This window comes from Achromobacter sp. JD-1 (assembly GCF_038594925.1).
GTDB lineage: Bacteria > Pseudomonadota > Gammaproteobacteria > Burkholderiales > Burkholderiaceae_B > Achromobacter > Achromobacter spanius_C.
Map to the genome: position 1 here is coordinate 26,097 of NZ_JBCGCS010000027.1, position 15,548 is coordinate 41,644.

The 15,548-nt window shown below is 65.9% G+C and carries 16 protein-coding genes; 12 read left to right on the forward strand and 4 right to left on the reverse strand.

Annotation, left to right across the window (positions count from 1 at the left end; all coding sequences use genetic code 11):
* Positions 1-58: 58 nt before the first annotated feature.
* Together WBR68_RS27715 and arfB are read right to left on the reverse strand one after the other, a co-directional pair.
* Positions 59-406 carry an ArsR/SmtB family transcription factor gene (locus tag WBR68_RS27715; RefSeq protein WP_230695831.1) on the reverse strand — a complete coding sequence of 116 codons (348 nt, stop codon included), beginning with the start codon at positions 404-406 and terminating at the stop codon, positions 59-61.
* 81 nt (positions 407-487) lie between these two features.
* The gene (gene arfB, locus WBR68_RS27720) at positions 488-904 is read right to left on the reverse strand and encodes an alternative ribosome rescue aminoacyl-tRNA hydrolase ArfB (protein ID WP_050446993.1); all 417 of its coding nucleotides are present in this window, start codon (positions 902-904) and stop codon (positions 488-490) included.
* Positions 905-980: 76 nt separating this feature from the next.
* On the opposite strand from arfB, the gene queE reads away from it, so the two are divergent.
* The 11 genes from queE (at position 981) to WBR68_RS27775 (ending at position 12,245) form a co-directional block, all read left to right on the forward strand.
* Complete coding sequence (gene queE, locus WBR68_RS27725; protein ID WP_050446994.1) at positions 981-1,613, forward strand: 7-carboxy-7-deazaguanine synthase; 633 nt, start codon at positions 981-983, stop codon at positions 1,611-1,613.
* Between the two features lie 28 nt (positions 1,614-1,641).
* Positions 1,642-2,085 (forward strand): 6-carboxytetrahydropterin synthase QueD, encoded by a 444-nt coding sequence (gene queD / locus WBR68_RS27730; protein WP_050446995.1) that lies wholly within the window; start codon positions 1,642-1,644, stop codon positions 2,083-2,085.
* 362 nt (positions 2,086-2,447) lie between these two features.
* Positions 2,448-2,933 (forward strand): MarR family winged helix-turn-helix transcriptional regulator, encoded by a 486-nt coding sequence (locus WBR68_RS27735; protein ID WP_050446996.1) that lies wholly within the window; start codon positions 2,448-2,450, stop codon positions 2,931-2,933.
* The gene (locus WBR68_RS27740) at positions 2,930-4,993 is read left to right on the forward strand and encodes an FUSC family protein (protein WP_230695832.1); all 2,064 of its coding nucleotides are present in this window, start codon (positions 2,930-2,932) and stop codon (positions 4,991-4,993) included. Before WBR68_RS27735 ends, WBR68_RS27740 begins: the two co-directional genes overlap by 4 nt.
* On the forward strand, positions 4,990-5,202 hold the full coding sequence (locus WBR68_RS27745) for a DUF1656 domain-containing protein (protein ID WP_050446998.1): 213 nt from the start codon (positions 4,990-4,992) through the stop codon (positions 5,200-5,202). Before WBR68_RS27740 ends, WBR68_RS27745 begins: the two co-directional genes overlap by 4 nt.
* Positions 5,203-5,204: 2 nt before the next feature.
* Positions 5,205-6,083, forward strand: a complete 879-nt coding sequence (locus tag WBR68_RS27750) for an efflux RND transporter periplasmic adaptor subunit (protein WP_127184721.1) — start codon at positions 5,205-5,207, stop codon at positions 6,081-6,083.
* Positions 6,080-7,507: an efflux transporter outer membrane subunit gene (locus tag WBR68_RS27755; protein WP_230695833.1), complete on the forward strand. Its 1,428-nt coding sequence runs from the start codon at positions 6,080-6,082 to the stop codon at positions 7,505-7,507. The genes WBR68_RS27750 and WBR68_RS27755 overlap by 4 nt, the downstream gene beginning before the upstream one ends.
* A gap of 248 nt (positions 7,508-7,755) precedes the next feature.
* Positions 7,756-8,637 carry a hypothetical protein gene (locus WBR68_RS27760; protein WP_230695834.1) on the forward strand — a complete coding sequence of 294 codons (882 nt, stop codon included), beginning with the start codon at positions 7,756-7,758 and terminating at the stop codon, positions 8,635-8,637.
* Between the two features lie 44 nt (positions 8,638-8,681).
* Complete coding sequence (locus WBR68_RS27765; RefSeq protein WP_230695835.1) at positions 8,682-10,409, forward strand: thiamine pyrophosphate-binding protein; 1,728 nt, start codon at positions 8,682-8,684, stop codon at positions 10,407-10,409.
* Between the two features lie 62 nt (positions 10,410-10,471).
* Positions 10,472-11,449, forward strand: coding sequence for a Bug family tripartite tricarboxylate transporter substrate binding protein (locus WBR68_RS27770; RefSeq protein ID WP_127184725.1), 978 nt, complete (start codon positions 10,472-10,474; stop codon positions 11,447-11,449).
* Between the two features lies 1 nt (position 11,450).
* Positions 11,451-12,245, forward strand: a complete 795-nt coding sequence (locus WBR68_RS27775; RefSeq protein ID WP_230695836.1) for an SDR family NAD(P)-dependent oxidoreductase — start codon at positions 11,451-11,453, stop codon at positions 12,243-12,245.
* A gap of 16 nt (positions 12,246-12,261) precedes the next feature.
* Here the strand turns inward: WBR68_RS27775 and WBR68_RS27780 are convergent, their stop codons facing one another.
* Both WBR68_RS27780 and ypfH read right to left on the reverse strand, forming a co-directional pair.
* Positions 12,262-13,071 carry an IclR family transcriptional regulator gene (locus WBR68_RS27780; RefSeq protein ID WP_230695837.1) on the reverse strand — a complete coding sequence of 270 codons (810 nt, stop codon included), beginning with the start codon at positions 13,069-13,071 and terminating at the stop codon, positions 12,262-12,264.
* A gap of 77 nt (positions 13,072-13,148) precedes the next feature.
* The gene (gene ypfH / locus WBR68_RS27785) at positions 13,149-13,853 is read right to left on the reverse strand and encodes an esterase (RefSeq protein ID WP_127184727.1); all 705 of its coding nucleotides are present in this window, start codon (positions 13,851-13,853) and stop codon (positions 13,149-13,151) included.
* A gap of 176 nt (positions 13,854-14,029) precedes the next feature.
* Here ypfH and WBR68_RS27790 point away from each other — a divergent pair, with 176 nt between their 5' ends.
* The gene (locus tag WBR68_RS27790; RefSeq protein WP_230695838.1) at positions 14,030-15,520 is read left to right on the forward strand and encodes an amino acid permease; all 1,491 of its coding nucleotides are present in this window, start codon (positions 14,030-14,032) and stop codon (positions 15,518-15,520) included.
* Positions 15,521-15,548: the final 28 nt, after the last annotated feature.

The window sequence follows — 15,548 nt, forward strand, 5'->3', positions numbered from 1 at the left end:
GTGCAGCGGCATACAAGGTGGCGTAGTGCGGTGTGGGGGGCACACGCCTGCCGGCTGACTACATATCCTGGTTCAACTGCCGCAGGAACGCGGCAATCGTGGCTTCATTGCGACGGAAAAAGACCCACTGCCCCACTTTGGTCGACGTAATCAGGCCCGCGCGTTGCAAGACGGCCAGGTGCGAAGACACGGTCGACTGCGACAGCCCGCAGCGGTCATCGATGTGGCCCGCGCACACCCCATGTTCAAAGGAGTGGCCCGGACGTTCCTCGAAATACGCATGCGGCGTCTTCAGCCATGCAAGGATGTCACGCCGCACCGGATTGGCCAGCGCCTTGATGATGGCGTCGGTATCAATTCCGGGTTCTGCGCCGGTCTGATCGGAGGACGAAGCGGAGCGAGTCATATTTGTATATCGCAATTTATCGAATCTTAAATCGAAAGTATTCGATATATAGTCATGCCCCTGCGGGCAACGCGGTTTTGCCTAGTCGCCTTGCACCTTGCCACGCAGACGCTTGACCTCGCCGTGCAGGACTTTGCGTTGCACGCGGCGGCGTTGGGAAGATCGCGTGGGCTTGGTGGCGCGGCGCGGCTTGTCGACCTGGATGGCGTTGCGAACCATGGTCACCAGCCGTTCGATGGCTTCGGCCCGGTTTTTCTCCTGGCTGCGAAACGACTGCGACTTGATGACGATAACGCCCTCTTTCGAGATGCGGTGATCGCTCAGCGCGCACACGGCGTCCTGCACCTCGGGCGGCAGGCGTGAAGCCCGCACGTCAAAGCGCAGGTGGACGGCGCTGGACACCTTGTTGACGTTCTGGCCGCCCGCTCCCTGGGCGCGGATCATGCTGAACGTCAGGTCGCGTTCGTCGATATACAGGGAATCTTGGACATGAAACATAGGGCGGGAGTCTATACCAAGTAAAATAATCCGCTTTTGCCCGATTTTCGCGGCGCCTCCGGCCGCCAGCAACCTTATGACCTACTCCGCCAAAGAAATTTTCAAGACCCTGCAAGGCGAAGGCGCCCACGCAGGCCGCGCGGCGGTATTTTGCCGGTTTGCGGGCTGTAACCTCTGGACCGGCCGCGAAAGCGACCGCGCCAGCGCCGCCTGCACCTTCTGCGACACCGACTTCATCGGCACCGATGGCGAAGGCGGCGGCAAATTCGCCACGGCGGACCTCTTGGCCGACACCATCGCCACCACCTGGGGCCCGGGCACGCAAGACCGCTACGTGGTCTTCACGGGCGGCGAACCCCTGCTGCAACTGGACGCGGCGCTGCTCACCGCCATCCATGCGCGCGGCTTCACCGTTGCCATTGAAACCAATGGCACCGTCAAGCCGCCCGCCGGCATCGACTGGATCTGCGTCAGCCCCAAGGGCACGGCGCCTCTCGTCATCGAACGCGGCGACGAGTTGAAGCTGGTCTACCCCCAGTTGAACGCCTTGCCCGAGACCTTCGCCCACCTGGATTTCGAGCATTTTTTCCTGCAACCCATGGACGGCCCCGCGCGCGTGGCCAACACCGAGCGTGCCGTTCAGTACTGTATGCAGCATCCGCAATGGCGGCTGAGTTTGCAGACCCATAAATACATAGGCATTCCATGATGACCCCCCACGCGCGGCGGATCGCGCGATGATTTCCGTTACCCGCAGGCTGGAATTCGATGCCGGCCACCGTATCCCCGATCACCGCAGCCAATGCCGCAACCTGCATGGCCATCGCTATGTGCTTGAAATCACCCTGACGGGCGACGTGGTGCAAGCCCCCGGCGAATCCGACAACGGCATGTTGATGGATTTTTCCGAGATCAAGCACATCGCCAAGACCCACATCGTGGACGTCTGGGACCACGCATTCCTGGTGTACGAAGGCGACGCCGCCGTGCGCGGCTTTTTGGACACCCTGCCCGACCACAAGACCGTGGTGCTGGACCGCATTCCCACGGCGGAAAACCTGGCCAAGATCGTGTTCGACACGCTGGCGCCGCACTACCACGGCCACTACGGCGCCGACCTGCGCCTGTCCCGCGTACGCTTGTACGAAACCCCGAATTGCTGGGCAGACTGCAACGGTTGAGGGTTGGCGGCGAGATGGGTCGCGGATAGATCGCTGATGGATCCCCCCCATCGTAGGATGGGTGCAGCGCGCAAGAAAAGGCACAAGAACCCAACTGCCGTTCGCGCGTAACCCATCAATCAACCCCGGAACCCGAAATAATCCGGCCACATCCTGGCGGTGGTTCGATGGGTTACGCGCGATCAACGGAGGCGTCCTTGCCACGGGTCATTTCGCGCTGCACCCATCCTACGTGCCTTGCCGCGTGATCAGTACAGCGCGCGCAAGAAAAGACACAAGAACCCACCGATTAAAAATTCCTATCGACCCATTCGGCACATTCAATCATTAGCAAGCTAATAGATAGGATACAATCGATTTCCATGAACCCTCCTTCAGACTCCCAACTCATGGCCACCACCGCTCACTTGATGGTGCTGTCGCGTGCCTATCGCGGGGCGGCTGACAAAGCCCTGGCCGACTACGGTTTATCGCAAGCCACCGCCTGGCCCGTCATCCTGGCCGGACGCCTGGGCGACGGCGTGCGCCAAGGCGCGTTGGCCGAGGCGCTGGGCGTCGAAGGCCCCTCCCTGGTTCGCGTCCTTGATCAACTCGTCGCCGCCGGCCTGATGGAACGCCGCGAAGACGCCCATGACCGCCGCGCCAAGACCCTGCACCTGACCGACGCCGGCCATGCCTTGCGCGCACAGGTCGAAGACGTGCTGGTGGAACTGCGCCGCCGCTTGTTCAACGGCGTCAGCGAAACCGATCTGCAAGCCTGCCTGCGCGTGTTCGACGCCTTGAATGTGTCCTTGGGACGCGGCGCGGCCAGCGCGCAGCCACAGCAGCAACAGGACAACGCATCGTGAAGCTGCCCAACGTCCGCGAAACCCTTTTTTCGCTCAAGAGCTACCTAAGCGCCATCATGGCGCTTTATCTGGCCTACAGCATGGGTTTGCCGCGTCCGTTCTGGGCGATGACCACCGCCTACGTCGTGGCGCAACCTTGGTCTGGCGCCGTGCGTTCCAAAGCGCTGTACCGGCTGGTGGGCACCTTTGCCGGGTCGGCCGCCACCGTCTACCTGGTGCCGCGCCTGTCGAATTCACCCGTCATCATGACCGCTGCCATGGTGCTGTGGGTGGGCGTCTGCCTGTATATGTCGGTGCTGGACCGCACGCCGCGTTCGTACCTCTTCATGCTGGCGGGCTACACCGCCGCCATGATCGGCTTTCCCAGCGTGACCGACCCGTCACTGGTCTTCGACACCGCGCTTGCCCGCGTCGAGGAAATCACCCTGGGCATCGTCTGCGCCACGCTGGTCCACAGCATTGTGCTGCCGCGTGGACTGGCGCCTGCCTTGACGCTGCAACTGGACAAGGCCGTGCGCGACGCCCGCAACTGGATGCACGACACGCTTAGCGGCAAGACCGCCGAACAGCGCGACCGCGACCGCCGCGTGCTGGCCAACGACATCACCCAATTGCGGCTCTTGTCCACCCATGTGCCGTTCGACACCAGCAACCTGCGCTGGACGTCCGGCGCCGTGCGCGCCATGCAGGACCAGATATCGGCGTTGACGCCGGCGGTGTCGGCCGTGGAAGACCGCCTGCGGGCGCTTCAGGCCAATGACCAGCCACTGCCCGAACCCGTGTCCGCGCTGCTGAACGATATATCGGAATGGATCAATGCTGGCGCCCAGGCTTCGCACGACACCGCCGTAGCATTGCGTGCCGCCGTATCGCGGCTGACCCCCGCCATCGACAGCCATTCCCCCTGGCGCGACGCGCTGCTGGCCAGCCTGATGACGCGGCTGCGCGAGCTGATCGACACCTATGACGAATGCCTGGCCCTGCGCCGCGAAATCCACGCCGGCTTGGCAGGCGCACCACAACGGGCTTCGGCACATAAAGCCCACGCTGCCCGCGACCCCAACGCCGCGTTGCACCGCGACCATGGCATGGCGCTGCTGTCCGCGCTGGCCGCGGGTGTGGCCATTTCGGTGTGCTGCGCGTTCTGGATCGGCACGGCCTGGAGCAACGGCGCCACCGCCGCGTTGATGGCCGCCATCTTCAGCTGCTTCTTTGCGTCGCAAGACAATCCCGTGCCGGGCATCATGCAGTTCCTGACCTACACGGTGTATTCGATTCCGCTGTCGGCGCTGTATCTGCTGGGCATCATGCCCGCCATCCATTCCTTTGAAATGCTGGCCCTGGCGATGCTGCCCACCGCCTTCGTGCTGGGCATTTTCATTGCGCGGCCCGCGAGCACCGGCAAGGGCATGGCGATGCTGTTCGGTTTTCTGGGCACCATGGCGCTGCAAGACACCCACACCGCCAACGTGGTGTCGTTCATCGACACGCAGGTGGCGCAGTGCATGGGCGTGGCCACCGCCGCCATCATCGCCGCCGTGTTCCGCACCGTCAGTGTGGACTGGAGCGCGCGCCGCATCCAGGCCGCCAACTGGAAGGAACTGGCGACGCTGGCCGCCTCCCCGCGCGCGCCGTCGCGCCACACCTACACCGCCCGCATGCTGGACCGCATCGGCCTGTTGCAGCCACGCCTGGCGCTGGCCCAGCGGCCCGATGACCTGGTGGCCGCCGATGCATTGAAAGACCTGCGCGTGGGCCGCGACATTACCGAATTGCAGCGCGCCCGCCGTCATCTGCCGATGGCCGATGCCACCATCCAACCCGTGCTGAACAGCCTGGCGCAGTTCTTCCGCGCCCGCTCGGCGTGGCGCGTCGGCGAAAAGACGCCCGAGTTCCTGGCGCAGATCGACCGCGCACTGAGCAGCGTGGCCGCCACGCCGCAAGACCTGGCCGCCCGCGACCGCGCGGTGGTGGCGCTGGTAGGCATCCGCCGCGCCTTCTTTCCCGACGCCCCCGACTACCAACCCGCCCATCCCGCCATGGAGGGCCAAGCATCATGATCGGTGAATTCAATTTCTACGGCATTTACTTCCCCTGGCTGCTGGTGCTGGGCGTCGTCACGCTCGGCGTGGCCTGGGCGGTGCGCCGCGTGCTGGCCCGCGCCGGCCTGTACCGCCTGGTATGGCACCCCGCGCTGTTTGACCTGGCGCTGTTCGTGGTGCTGCTGTATGGCGTGTCCCTGCTTTCCCCATATTTTTTACAGAGATAGGTATGAAACTCCCCAACGCCCTTCGCCCTGCTGCTATCGGCAAGTTCGCGGTGACGGCCATCGTCGTCGCCGCCGCCGCTTACGCCGGCTGGCAGCTTTGGGTGCACTATGAAGTTGAACCCTGGACGCGCGATGGCCGCGTCAAGGCCTATGTGGTGCAGGTGGCGCCCGACGTCTCGGGCCTGGTGACGAGCGTGCCCGTGCACGACAACCAGGACGTGAAGGCCGGCGACCTGCTGTTTGAAATCGACCGCGCCCGCTTCCAGTTAGCGTTCGACCAAGCGCAGGCAGCTGTGCGATCGCAGCAAGTGGCGCACGACCAGGCGCTGCGCGACGCCAAGCGCAACCGTTCGCTGGGCCAACTGGTGGCTGCCGAAGCGGTCGAGCAAAGCCAGACCAAGGTGCAGCAGACCGAAGCCGCGCTGGCCCAGGCGCAAGTGCAACTGAACACGGCGCGCCTGAACCTGGAACGCAGCCGCGTGCTGGCCGTAAGCGACGGCCGCATTACCAACCTGGACTTGCGCGCGGGTTCCTACGCCACCGCCGGGCGCGGTGTAATGGCTTTGGTCGACGCCGGCAGCTTCTACGTGGAAGGCTATTTTGAAGAAACCAAGCTGCCTGGCATCCACGAAGGCGCCCCCGTCACGGTGACGCTGATGGGCGATACGCACCACATCCGTGGCCATGTGGAAAGCATCGCCATGGGCATTGCCGATCGCGACCGCAGCACGGGCGCCAATCTGCTGCCCAACGTGAACCCCACCTTCAACTGGGTGCGCCTGGCCCAACGCATTCCGGTGCGCGTGAAGATCGACGCCGTGCCCGACGGTGTGCGCCTGGTCGCTGGCCAAACGGCCACCGTGTCGGTGGACCCGGCATGAACGCCCGGCACTTTCTACCCCCGCTGTTGGCTGTGGCGATAGCGCTGGCCGGCTGCACCACCGTGGGCCCGGACTATCAAGCGCCCGCCGGGTCCGCCGTGCAACGGCCCAGCGCGCAAGGCGCCTTCATCGAAGCGCAGCCCGGCGTGTATCAGCAAGAGCCGGTAGCCGGGCACTGGTGGCGCCTGTACCACGACCCGGTGCTGGGCGGCCTGATCGACAAGGCCCTGTCGGCCAACACCGACCTGCGCGTGGCCAGCGCCAACCTGGAACGCGCGCAGGCCGCCGTGCAGGAGTCCCAGGCGCAGCAGCAGCCCAGCATCGGCGTGAACGCATCACCCACCTTCGGCCACGTATCGGGCTTGCAGGAACTGCAACCGGGCGTCAACCCGCCCAGCCGCTGGTCGTATTCCACCGGCGCCAGCGTGTCGTACCAACTGGACCTGTTCGGCCAGATTCGCCGCGCCATCGAAGCCGCCAGCGGCGACGCTCAGGCCGCGCAAGCCGCCTACGACGCCACCCGCGTGACCGTCGCCGCCGAAACCGCGCGCGCCTACGCCACGATGTGCGCGGCGGGCATGCAGTTGGCCTCGGCCCAGCATTCGGTGCGGGTGCAAAAGGAATCGCTGGATGCCGTCAGCCGCTTGCAACGCGCCGGCCGTGGCACCACGCTGGACGTCACGCGCGCGCGCAGCCAGCTTGAACAGTTGCAGGCCAACCTGCCGCCGTTCCAGGCGCAGCAGCGCACGGCGCTGTACCGTCTGGCCACGCTGACGGGGCAGACGCCGAACGACATACCCGCGTCGCTGCTGCAATGCGCCGCCGCGCCGCGCCTGACCCGCACCATTCCCGTGGGCGACGGCGCCGCGCTGTTGCGCCGCCGGCCCGACATCCGCCAGGCCGAGCGCACCTTGGCCGCGTCCACCGCCCGCATCGGCGTGGCCACCGCCGACCTGTACCCCAAGGTCACGCTGGGTTTGTCCGCCGCGTCGGGCGGCCCCGCCGCCATGTTGGGCGATCGGGGCACCTTCAGTTGGAGCGTGGGTCCGCTGATCTCGTGGACGATCCCGAACACGGGCGCGGTGCAGGCCCTCATTGCCCAGGCCGAAGCCAACACCAAGGCCGCCGTGGCGCGCTTTGATGCCACCGTCTTGAACGCGCTGCGCGAAACCGAAAGCGCGCTGGTGGTCTACGCGCGGCAACTGGATCGCGACACCGCCTTGCGCGCCGCCCGCGACCAAAGCGCCGAAGCCGCCTCGCAAGCGCGGCGGTTGTTCCAGTACGGCAAGACCGACTACCTGACCGTGCTGGACGCCGAGCGCACGCTGGCCAGCAATGAGAGTGCACTGGCGGCCTCGCAAGCCGAACTGAGCAACGACCAGATCGCGGTGTTTCTGGCGCTGGGCGGTGGCTGGGAAGACTAGCCAGCGGATGCCCCGCATCGGCGCCCCTACGCGGGGCGCTTTTTTTTTGCTTGGCGTTTGACGCGCGGGCTTCGTCCCGCCATCGCCGTCAAATCTATTTCCACAATATGGATAGCGCATTGCCGCGCAGGTTTTCTGGACCTTAGAATAATTCCGAGACAAATCAGTTGAAACTAGTTGAGCGCAAATGCTCAATGCTGGCCACAAGCACACTTGGCCGGCAAACACATAAAACAAAAATCCATAATATGGAATACACAAACCGCCTCGACGCACGAGTGCTCGACAGCATTACCAAGCTTGGCGACGCGGATGTCGGCAGGGTCGTGATCGCGGGATCCCATGGCGGCCGCTATGCGGCTTATTGCGCCGCCCGGGGTCGGGTTCACGCCGTGGTGCTCAACGATGCGGGCGTGGGCTGGCAAGAGGCCGGCATCGCGGGCCTGCAAGACCTGGAACTCTGGGGCGTGCCCGCCGCCACGGCGGATTACCGCAGTTGCCGCATCGGCGACGGCGCCGACATGCTGCGCCGTGGCGTCATCAGCCATGCCAACCCACTGGCTCAAGCCTTGGGTTGCCAGGCCGGCATGCGCGTTGCCGAATGCGCCGCGCTTTTGGGTCAGTCTTTGGGTCAGTCTTTGGGTCACCCTTTGCACCGATCCTCTTCACTGCATTCCCCAGCACGGCCCGCACCGCCCGCCGAGCGCGAAGAATCCCGCATGGTGCTGCGCACCGCCGCCGACGGCACGCCGTGCGTCATCGGCGTGGACTCGGTGTCGCTGCTGGACGAACGCGACAACGGCCTGATCGCCGTCACGGCATCGCATGGCGAGCGCCTGGCCGGGCTGCCGACCGATGGCGTCAAGGCCACGCCCCGGCTGGTGACGTTCAACGACGCCGGCATGGGCCAGGACGGCGCGGGCGTCGGCCGCCTGCCGCTGCTGCAACAGCGCGGCATTGCGGCATTGACGGTGTCGGCCCATAGCGCCTGCATCGGCGACGCCAGATCCTGCTACGACGAGGGCGTGATTTCCTGCGCGAACGCGCGCGCCCGCGAACTCGGCTGCCGGGTCGGCACGCCATTGAAGACCTTTATCGACGCCCTCTTGAACGGGCGCGTCAATCAATAGAACCGATCACTAAAACAAACACGAGAAACGAGGAGCACATCCGCATGTCGGAAAAACTGGAAATCACAGGCGGCGAAGCCATCGCCCGCATGTTCGCCGCGCATGACGTCGGCCTGATGTTCGGCATGGGCGGCTTTCAACTGCTGCCCTTCTACGACGCCGTACGGCGCCTGAAGCTGAATCACAACCTGATCAACGACGAACGCTGCGCCGTGTTCGCCGCCGACGCCTACACCAAAGTCAGCGGGCGCCCCGGCGTGTGCGACGCCACCTTGGGGCCGGGCGCCACCAATCTGGTCACCGGCCTGGCCGAAGCCTTCAACGCCGGCACGCCGCTGGTGGCGCTGGTGGGCGATTCGCACCGCCTGCATTCGTGGAAGAACATGACGCAGGAAGCGCGCCAGCTTGAAGTGCTGCGCCCCGTGGTCAAGGACGTGCTGCGCGTGGAAATGATCGAGCGCATTCCCGAGCTGGTGCGCCGCGCGTTCGCGGTGGCCACCAGCGGCCGCCCCGGCCCCGTGGTGCTGGATGTGCCCGAAGACATCGCGCACGCCATCCACGCCTTTGACGCCGACGAGTTCTATTCCAGCGCCAACGCCCGCCGCGCCCCCGCGTTGCGCTGCCGCCCCGCCGCCGATGACCTGGCCCAGGCGGCCAGTATGTTGGCCGGCGCCGCGCGCCCCCTGATGCTGTGCGGCGGCGGCGTGCACATCAGCGAGGCCGCCTTGGCCGTCGAAGCCTTTGCACGCCGCTTCAACATCCCCGTGGCGCACACCATGAGCGGCAAGGGCGCCATTGCCTGCAGCGACCCGCTTAACGCCGGCCTCTTCGGCCGCTATAGCCGCATCGCCAACGACCTGATCGCCAAGGCCGACTGCCTGTTCGTCGTCGGCTGCAAGCTGGGCGAAGTGGCCACCCGGCGCTATGACCTGCTGAACGCGGGCGTGCCGGTCATTCATCTGGACATCGTGGCCGAAGAGTTCGACCGCACCACCACCCCTGCACTGCGGCTATGGGGCGACGCGCGCGCCACGCTTGAAGAATTGGGCGAACGCATGGCGGCGCAGGCGGCGCAAGCCGACCGCCAGGCATACGCGGATGAAGTCGGGCAAGCCATGCACGCCTGGCGCGAATCCGTGCAGGGCAAGCTGACGTCTTCCGACAGCCCCATCGGCATGGCGCGCCTGATGCATGAGATCAACGCCACGCTGCCCGAAGACGGCATCCTGGTGGCCGACGGCGGCTTTGCGGCGCATTGGGGCGGCCTGCTGTTCGACACCAAGCGCGCGGGCCGGGGCTTTGTGCCCGACCGCGGCTTTGCCTCCATCGGCTACGGCATTCCGGGTGCAATCGGCGCCGCCGCCGCCGCGCCCGGGCGGCAAGTCGTCAGCCTGACGGGTGACGGTGGCTGCAATATGTCGCTGGGTGAATTGGAAACGGCGGTGCGCATGGGCCTGGCCTTCACGCTGGTGGTGGTGAACAACGCGGCGTCGGGCTATATCAAGGCGTTGCAGCACCTGATGTACGGTGGCGGCAACTATCAATCATCCGATCTGGTGGAAACCAACTACGCCAACGTGGCGCGCGCGCTGGGCTGCAACGGCATCCGCGTTGAAGACCCCGCCGACATCAAGGCGGCCCTGGCAAGCGCCTACGCCTGCAAGGACCGCCCCACCATCCTGGACGTCGTCGTCACGCGCGACCCGGCGCACATGTTGCCGGGCGTGGACAGCCGCGCCGCCAAGATCAAGCCGGGCGACCGCATCGCCTGATATCAGTCAGCAACTACAACAACGACAACACGCACAACAAACCAAAGCGAGGAGACAACACCATGAAGAGAAGAACCTGGATGAACTTGGCGGCCGCAACGCTGGCCCTATCGCTGACGGGCGCCGCCACGGCGCAAGGCAGCTACCCCGACCGCCCCATTCGCCTGATCGTGCCCTTTCCGCCGGGCGGCACGTCCGACGTGGTGGGCCGCATCTTTGCCGAGGCGCTGGGCAAGCAGTTGGGCCAGACGGTGGTCGTGGAAAACCGGGGCGGCGCGGGCGGCACCGTCGGCACGCGCGCGGTGGCGTCCGCCGCGCCCGACGGCTACACGCTGCTGCTGGGCACGTCCAGCACCAACGGCACCAATTCGGCGGTGTACAAGAACCTGTCTTACGACGCCGTGAAAGACTTCACGCCGGTCACGCAGATCATCCGCGTGCCGGGCGTGATTGTGGTCAACAAGGATTTCCCGGCCAAGGACTACGCGCAATTCTTCGCGCTGGTGAAAGGCGCGCCGGGCAAGTATTCGTATGCGTCCTCGGGCAATGGCGGCGCCACGCACATGGCCATGGAGTACTACAAGTCGCTGTCGGGGCTGGACATGATGCACGTGCCGTATCGCGGCACCGGCCCGGCATTGAACGACGTCATCGCCGGCCAGGTGCCCATCTTGTGGGACACGGCGGCGTCGTCCATGGCGCACATCCAGTCGGGCAATTTGCGGGCGATCGTGGTGGCGGCCAAGACGCGCTTGCCGCAACTGCCCGACGTGCCCACCTTCGCGGAAATGGGCCTGCCTGACTACGACGCCGAAATGTGGAACGGCCTGCTGGCCCCAGCCGGCCTGCCCAAGGACGTGCTGGCCAAGCTGAGCGACGCATCGCGCAAGGCCCTGGCGGACCCGGACGTGCAGGCCAAGTATGCGGGCGTGGGCGCCTATGTGGTGGCCGACACGCCCGAGGAGTTTGGCGCGATGATCAAAGCCGACGTGGCCAAGTGGAAGAAGGTGGCCGACTTCGCCAACATCTCGGTGCAATAGCATGGGCCAGCGCGTAAAAGACAAGGTCGCGCTGGTGTTCGGCGCGGGGTCGTCGGGGCCGGGCTGGGGCAACGGCAAGGCGGCCGCCGCGCTGTATGCGCGCGAGGGCGCGCGGGTCTACGCCGTGGATGTGCGCGCGGAAGCGGCCGAGGAAACCCGGCACGTCATCGAAGCCGAGGGCGGGCAATGCGCCGCGCTGGTGGCCGACGTGACGCAGTCCGCGCAGATCCAGGCGGTGGTGGCGCGCGTGCTGGACGAAGCCGGCCGCATCGACATCCTGCACAACAATGTGGGCATCACCGAAATGGGCGGCCCCATCGAGGCCAGCGAGGAAAGCTGGCACCGCGTGCTGGACACCAACCTGACCGGCGTGTTCCTGACCTGCAAGCACGTGCTGCCGGCCATGCTGGCGCAAGGCGGCGGCAGCATCATCAATATCTCGTCGCTGGCGTCCATACAGGTCAACACCTACCCGTACACGTCCTATTACGCGGCCAAGGCGGGGTTGAACCATCTGACCCGGTCTCTGGCCGTGCGCTATGCGCCGGACAACATCCGGGTCAATGCGGTGCTGCCCGGCGTGATCGATACGCCCTTGATCTACCAGCAAATTGCCGGCCAGTTCCAGGACGTGGAAGCCATGCGCCAGCGCCGCAACGCCGCCAGCCCGATGGGCCGCATGGGCGATGCCTGGGACGTGGCGCACGCCGCGCTGTTCCTGGCCAGCGACGAAGCCAAGTACATCACCGGTGTATGCCTGCCGGTGGATGGCGGCAAGGCCTGCGCGGGGCGCTAGTCCCTCCGGCGCACACTCAAGGACGTGGCAGCAAATCCGCCGACAGCTCGGCCGCCGCGCGTTGCAAGGCCGCCACCACGTCATGCAGGCGCGCGCCGGACAGGCGTGAGCGGATGGCCGCCACGCTCAAGGCGGCCACCACGTTCTGCTCGCGGTCCAGCACCGGCACGCCCACACCCAGCATGTCGGGAATGATGCGACCCGGGTTCAGCGCATAGCCCTGTTTGCGGGCGGCGGCAATGTCGTCGCGCAGCATGTCGGTGGACGGCAGGTCGGGCGCGGTGGTGGCGTCATAGCGGGCCAGCACCCGCTCGATATCGTCATTGGGCAGAAACGCCAGCAGCGCCAGGCTGCCCGCCCCCACGCCCAAGGGCCGCCTGTGCCCCACTTCCAAGGTCAGGATCTTGATGGGAAAGTCGCCCGTCTTGCGGTCCACGCACACGGCTTCGTGGCCGGAACGCACCGACAGGAAACTGGTGTCGCCGGTGGATTGGGCCAGCCGCAGCACGGCGGATTCGGCAATCGCCTTGATGCCGTGGCGGCTTTCGGCGGCCAGGCCCAGGATGTAGGACTCACGCCCCAGGCTGTACGTTTTCAGCTTGGCGTTCAGCGACAGAAAGCCTTCCTGCAGCAAGGCCGCCAACATGCGATGCGCCGTGGGCGCGGTCAGGCCCAGGTCGCGCACGACGTCGCTTAAAGCCACGCCACGCGCGGGCGCGGCTCCCACGTATTTCAGCAGGCGCAGCACGCGGAAGATGCTTTGCGCGCCACCGACCGCATCGGCGGCGCGCGGCGGAGCCGGCACGGAAGAACGGGCGGTGCTCATTGGATGCGGATCATCGGGCTGTGTTCATTGGGCTGCGGGGCATCGGGCTGCATTCACGGGCTGTGTTCATCCCGCAATCAATGCACCGTGGTGCCATCGGGCGGTGTCTGGTTCAGCCCCAGGGCCGCTTCCCAGCTTCGCAGCGGCACGCAGGTCTGCAAGCGGACAATGGCGCGTTCGATCAGGGCGGGATGCAGTTCGTGGCCGACGTGGCTGGCGATGTCGATGGTGGAATCTCCGTGCAGCGCTTCCAGCCGGGCTTGCGCGGCCTGGATGTGGGACACGTTCATGACAGGGTCGTCGGCGCCGTGCAGCAGGTGCAAGGTGGTGAATTGCGGCGCAGCCTTTGGCAATTGCGCGTAGCGGCCCGAAAACGCGATGACGCGCCCGGCCATGCCGTCGTGGGCCTGCACCAGTTCCAGCGCCATGATGGCGCCCTGCGAAAAGCCCGCCACCGCGGTGTCCGATTGCAGCAGATTGAAGCGCGCTTGCGCCTCGCGCACATAGGCCTCCAGGGGCGGCATGGCCGCCGCCACGCGCTCGGCGCGGTTGTCTTCGCTGATGCCGCGTACCGAAAACCACTGGCGCCCCGCGCCGCCGCCATCAAAGGGTTCGAAGCCTTCGGGCGCCAGCACCGCCGCCATCGGGAAGGCCGCGCGCACGGCGTTGGCCAATGGCCGCAGGTTATCGGGTGACCCGCCCACGCCGTGCAGCAGGATGAACAACTGGCGCACGTCGACGCCCGCCTCGGGTAGGAATTCAAGTGAACCGGTAGATGCCATGAAACTGCTCCGTGCTGGCTGGGGCTGCGGGACTGTGCCGCTGTCACAGCATTGTAAAATGCGCGGCGTTGGCCCTGGCCCCCTTTTGTTCCCGGGGGATGCCCTTGCCCCTCTTGGCAGCCCCCATAGCGGACCCTGCCTGAATGCCGCCGCGGCGGCCACTTTTCCCCCTTGCAATGCAAACACCGATTTCCGATTCTGGCGCCACCCCCGCCAGCCAGAATCAGCTGCACCGCGTGCTCAAGGCGCGCCACCTGACGATGATAGCGCTGGGCGGGGCCATCGGCACCGGCCTGTTCGTGGCCTCCGGCGCGGCCATTGCCGAAGCGGGTCCGGGCGGCGCCCTGCTCGTCTACCTGGTGATTGGCCTGATGGTCTACTTCATCATGACGAGCCTGGGCGAACTGGCCACCTTCATGCCGGTGTCGGGCTCGTTCTGCACCTATGCATCACGCTACGTGGACCCCGGCTTCGGCTTCGCGCTGGGGTGGAATTTCTGGGTCAGTTGGGCCACGGTCGTTGCCGTGGACGTGGTGGCCGCCCAATTGGTCATGGCCTACTGGTTGCCGGACACGCCGGGCTGGATCTGGAGCGTGGCGTTTTTAGCGCTGACCTTCGGGTTGAACGCCTTTTCGGCGCGCAGCTTCGGCGAAGCCGAATACTGGTTCGCCCTGATCAAAGTGGTGGCCGTGCTGTGCTTCATTGCCGTTGGCCTGGGCATGCTGGTGGGCATCATCCACGGCGGCGACCAGGTCGGGCTGGCGAACTGGACCATCGGCGACGCGCCTTTCGTGGGCAACGCGGCCACCTGGGTGGGCGTGGCGATGGTGGTGGCCTATTCCTTCCAGGGCACCGAATTGGTGGGCGTGGCAGCAGGCGAATCCGAAAACCCGCGCCGCAACGTGCCACGCGCCATCAATAGCGTGTTCTGGCGCATCCTGCTGTTCTACGTGCTGGCCATTCTGATCATCGGCCTGCTGCTGCCCTATACCGACCCGCAATTGCTGCGCAACGACGTCGAAGACATCGCTGTCAGCCCGTTCACGCTGGTGTTCCAGCATGCGGGGCTGCTGTCGGCCGCCACCGTGATGAACGCGGTGATCCTGACGTCGGTGCTGTCGGCCGGCAATTCGGGCATGTACGCCGCCACCCGCATGCTGTTCAACATGGCGGCCGAAGGCCAGGCCCCGGCAGTGTTCAAGCGGCTGACGTCCAGGGGCGTGCCGCTGTACGCGCTGCTGGCCACCACGGCGCTGGCCTGCCTGTGCCTGTTCAGCGTGGTGTACAGCCCGAAGGCCGTCTATATCTGGCTGCTGAATTTTGCGGGCATGACGGAATTCATCGTGTGGCTGAGCATCGCGATGAGCCATTACCGGTTTCGCCAGGGCTATGTCAGGCACGGCTACGACACGGCCGACCTGCCCTACAAGGCCGGCCTGTTTCCCTTCGGCCCGGTGCTGGCCTTTGTGCTGTGCCTGGTGGTGACGCTGGGGCAGAACTACCAGGCGTTCCTGCAAGATCGCATCGACTGGATCGGGGTGGTGTCCACGTATCTGGCCATTCCGCTGTTCCTGGCGCTGTGGATCGGGCACCGCGTGGTGAAGAAGTCGCGCTGGGTGCGCTACGAGGACATGCGCTTTTATGGGCTGGATCGGGGCCACGGCTAGGCGCTGCTCCGCCCTTTCTGGTCACAAA

Bases quoted from the DNA above. Each gene is read 5' to 3' on its own strand.
- queE (WP_050446994.1), top strand. From the start codon at position 981: ATGACCTACTCCGCCAAAGAAATTTTCAAGACCCTGCAAGGCGAAGGC.
- WBR68_RS27775 (WP_230695836.1), top strand. From the start codon at position 11,451: ATGGGCCAGCGCGTAAAAGACAAGGTCGCGCTGGTGTTCGGCGCGGGG.
- WBR68_RS27735 (WP_050446996.1), top strand. From the start codon at position 2,448: ATGAACCCTCCTTCAGACTCCCAACTCATGGCCACCACCGCTCACTTG.
- queD (WP_050446995.1), top strand. From the start codon at position 1,642: ATGATTTCCGTTACCCGCAGGCTGGAATTCGATGCCGGCCACCGTATC.
- WBR68_RS27790 (WP_230695838.1), top strand. From the start codon at position 14,030: ATGCAAACACCGATTTCCGATTCTGGCGCCACCCCCGCCAGCCAGAAT.
- WBR68_RS27780 (WP_230695837.1), bottom strand. From the start codon at position 13,071: ATGAGCACCGCCCGTTCTTCCGTGCCGGCTCCGCCGCGCGCCGCCGAT.
- WBR68_RS27750 (WP_127184721.1), top strand. From the start codon at position 5,205: ATGAAACTCCCCAACGCCCTTCGCCCTGCTGCTATCGGCAAGTTCGCG.
- ypfH (WP_127184727.1), bottom strand. From the start codon at position 13,853: ATGGCATCTACCGGTTCACTTGAATTCCTACCCGAGGCGGGCGTCGAC.
- arfB (WP_050446993.1), bottom strand. From the start codon at position 904: ATGTTTCATGTCCAAGATTCCCTGTATATCGACGAACGCGACCTGACG.
- WBR68_RS27765 (WP_230695835.1), top strand. From the start codon at position 8,682: ATGTCGGAAAAACTGGAAATCACAGGCGGCGAAGCCATCGCCCGCATG.
- WBR68_RS27755 (WP_230695833.1), top strand. From the start codon at position 6,080: ATGAACGCCCGGCACTTTCTACCCCCGCTGTTGGCTGTGGCGATAGCG.
- WBR68_RS27745 (WP_050446998.1), top strand. From the start codon at position 4,990: ATGATCGGTGAATTCAATTTCTACGGCATTTACTTCCCCTGGCTGCTG.
- WBR68_RS27715 (WP_230695831.1), bottom strand. From the start codon at position 406: ATGACTCGCTCCGCTTCGTCCTCCGATCAGACCGGCGCAGAACCCGGA.
- WBR68_RS27760 (WP_230695834.1), top strand. From the start codon at position 7,756: ATGGAATACACAAACCGCCTCGACGCACGAGTGCTCGACAGCATTACC.
- WBR68_RS27770 (WP_127184725.1), top strand. From the start codon at position 10,472: ATGAAGAGAAGAACCTGGATGAACTTGGCGGCCGCAACGCTGGCCCTA.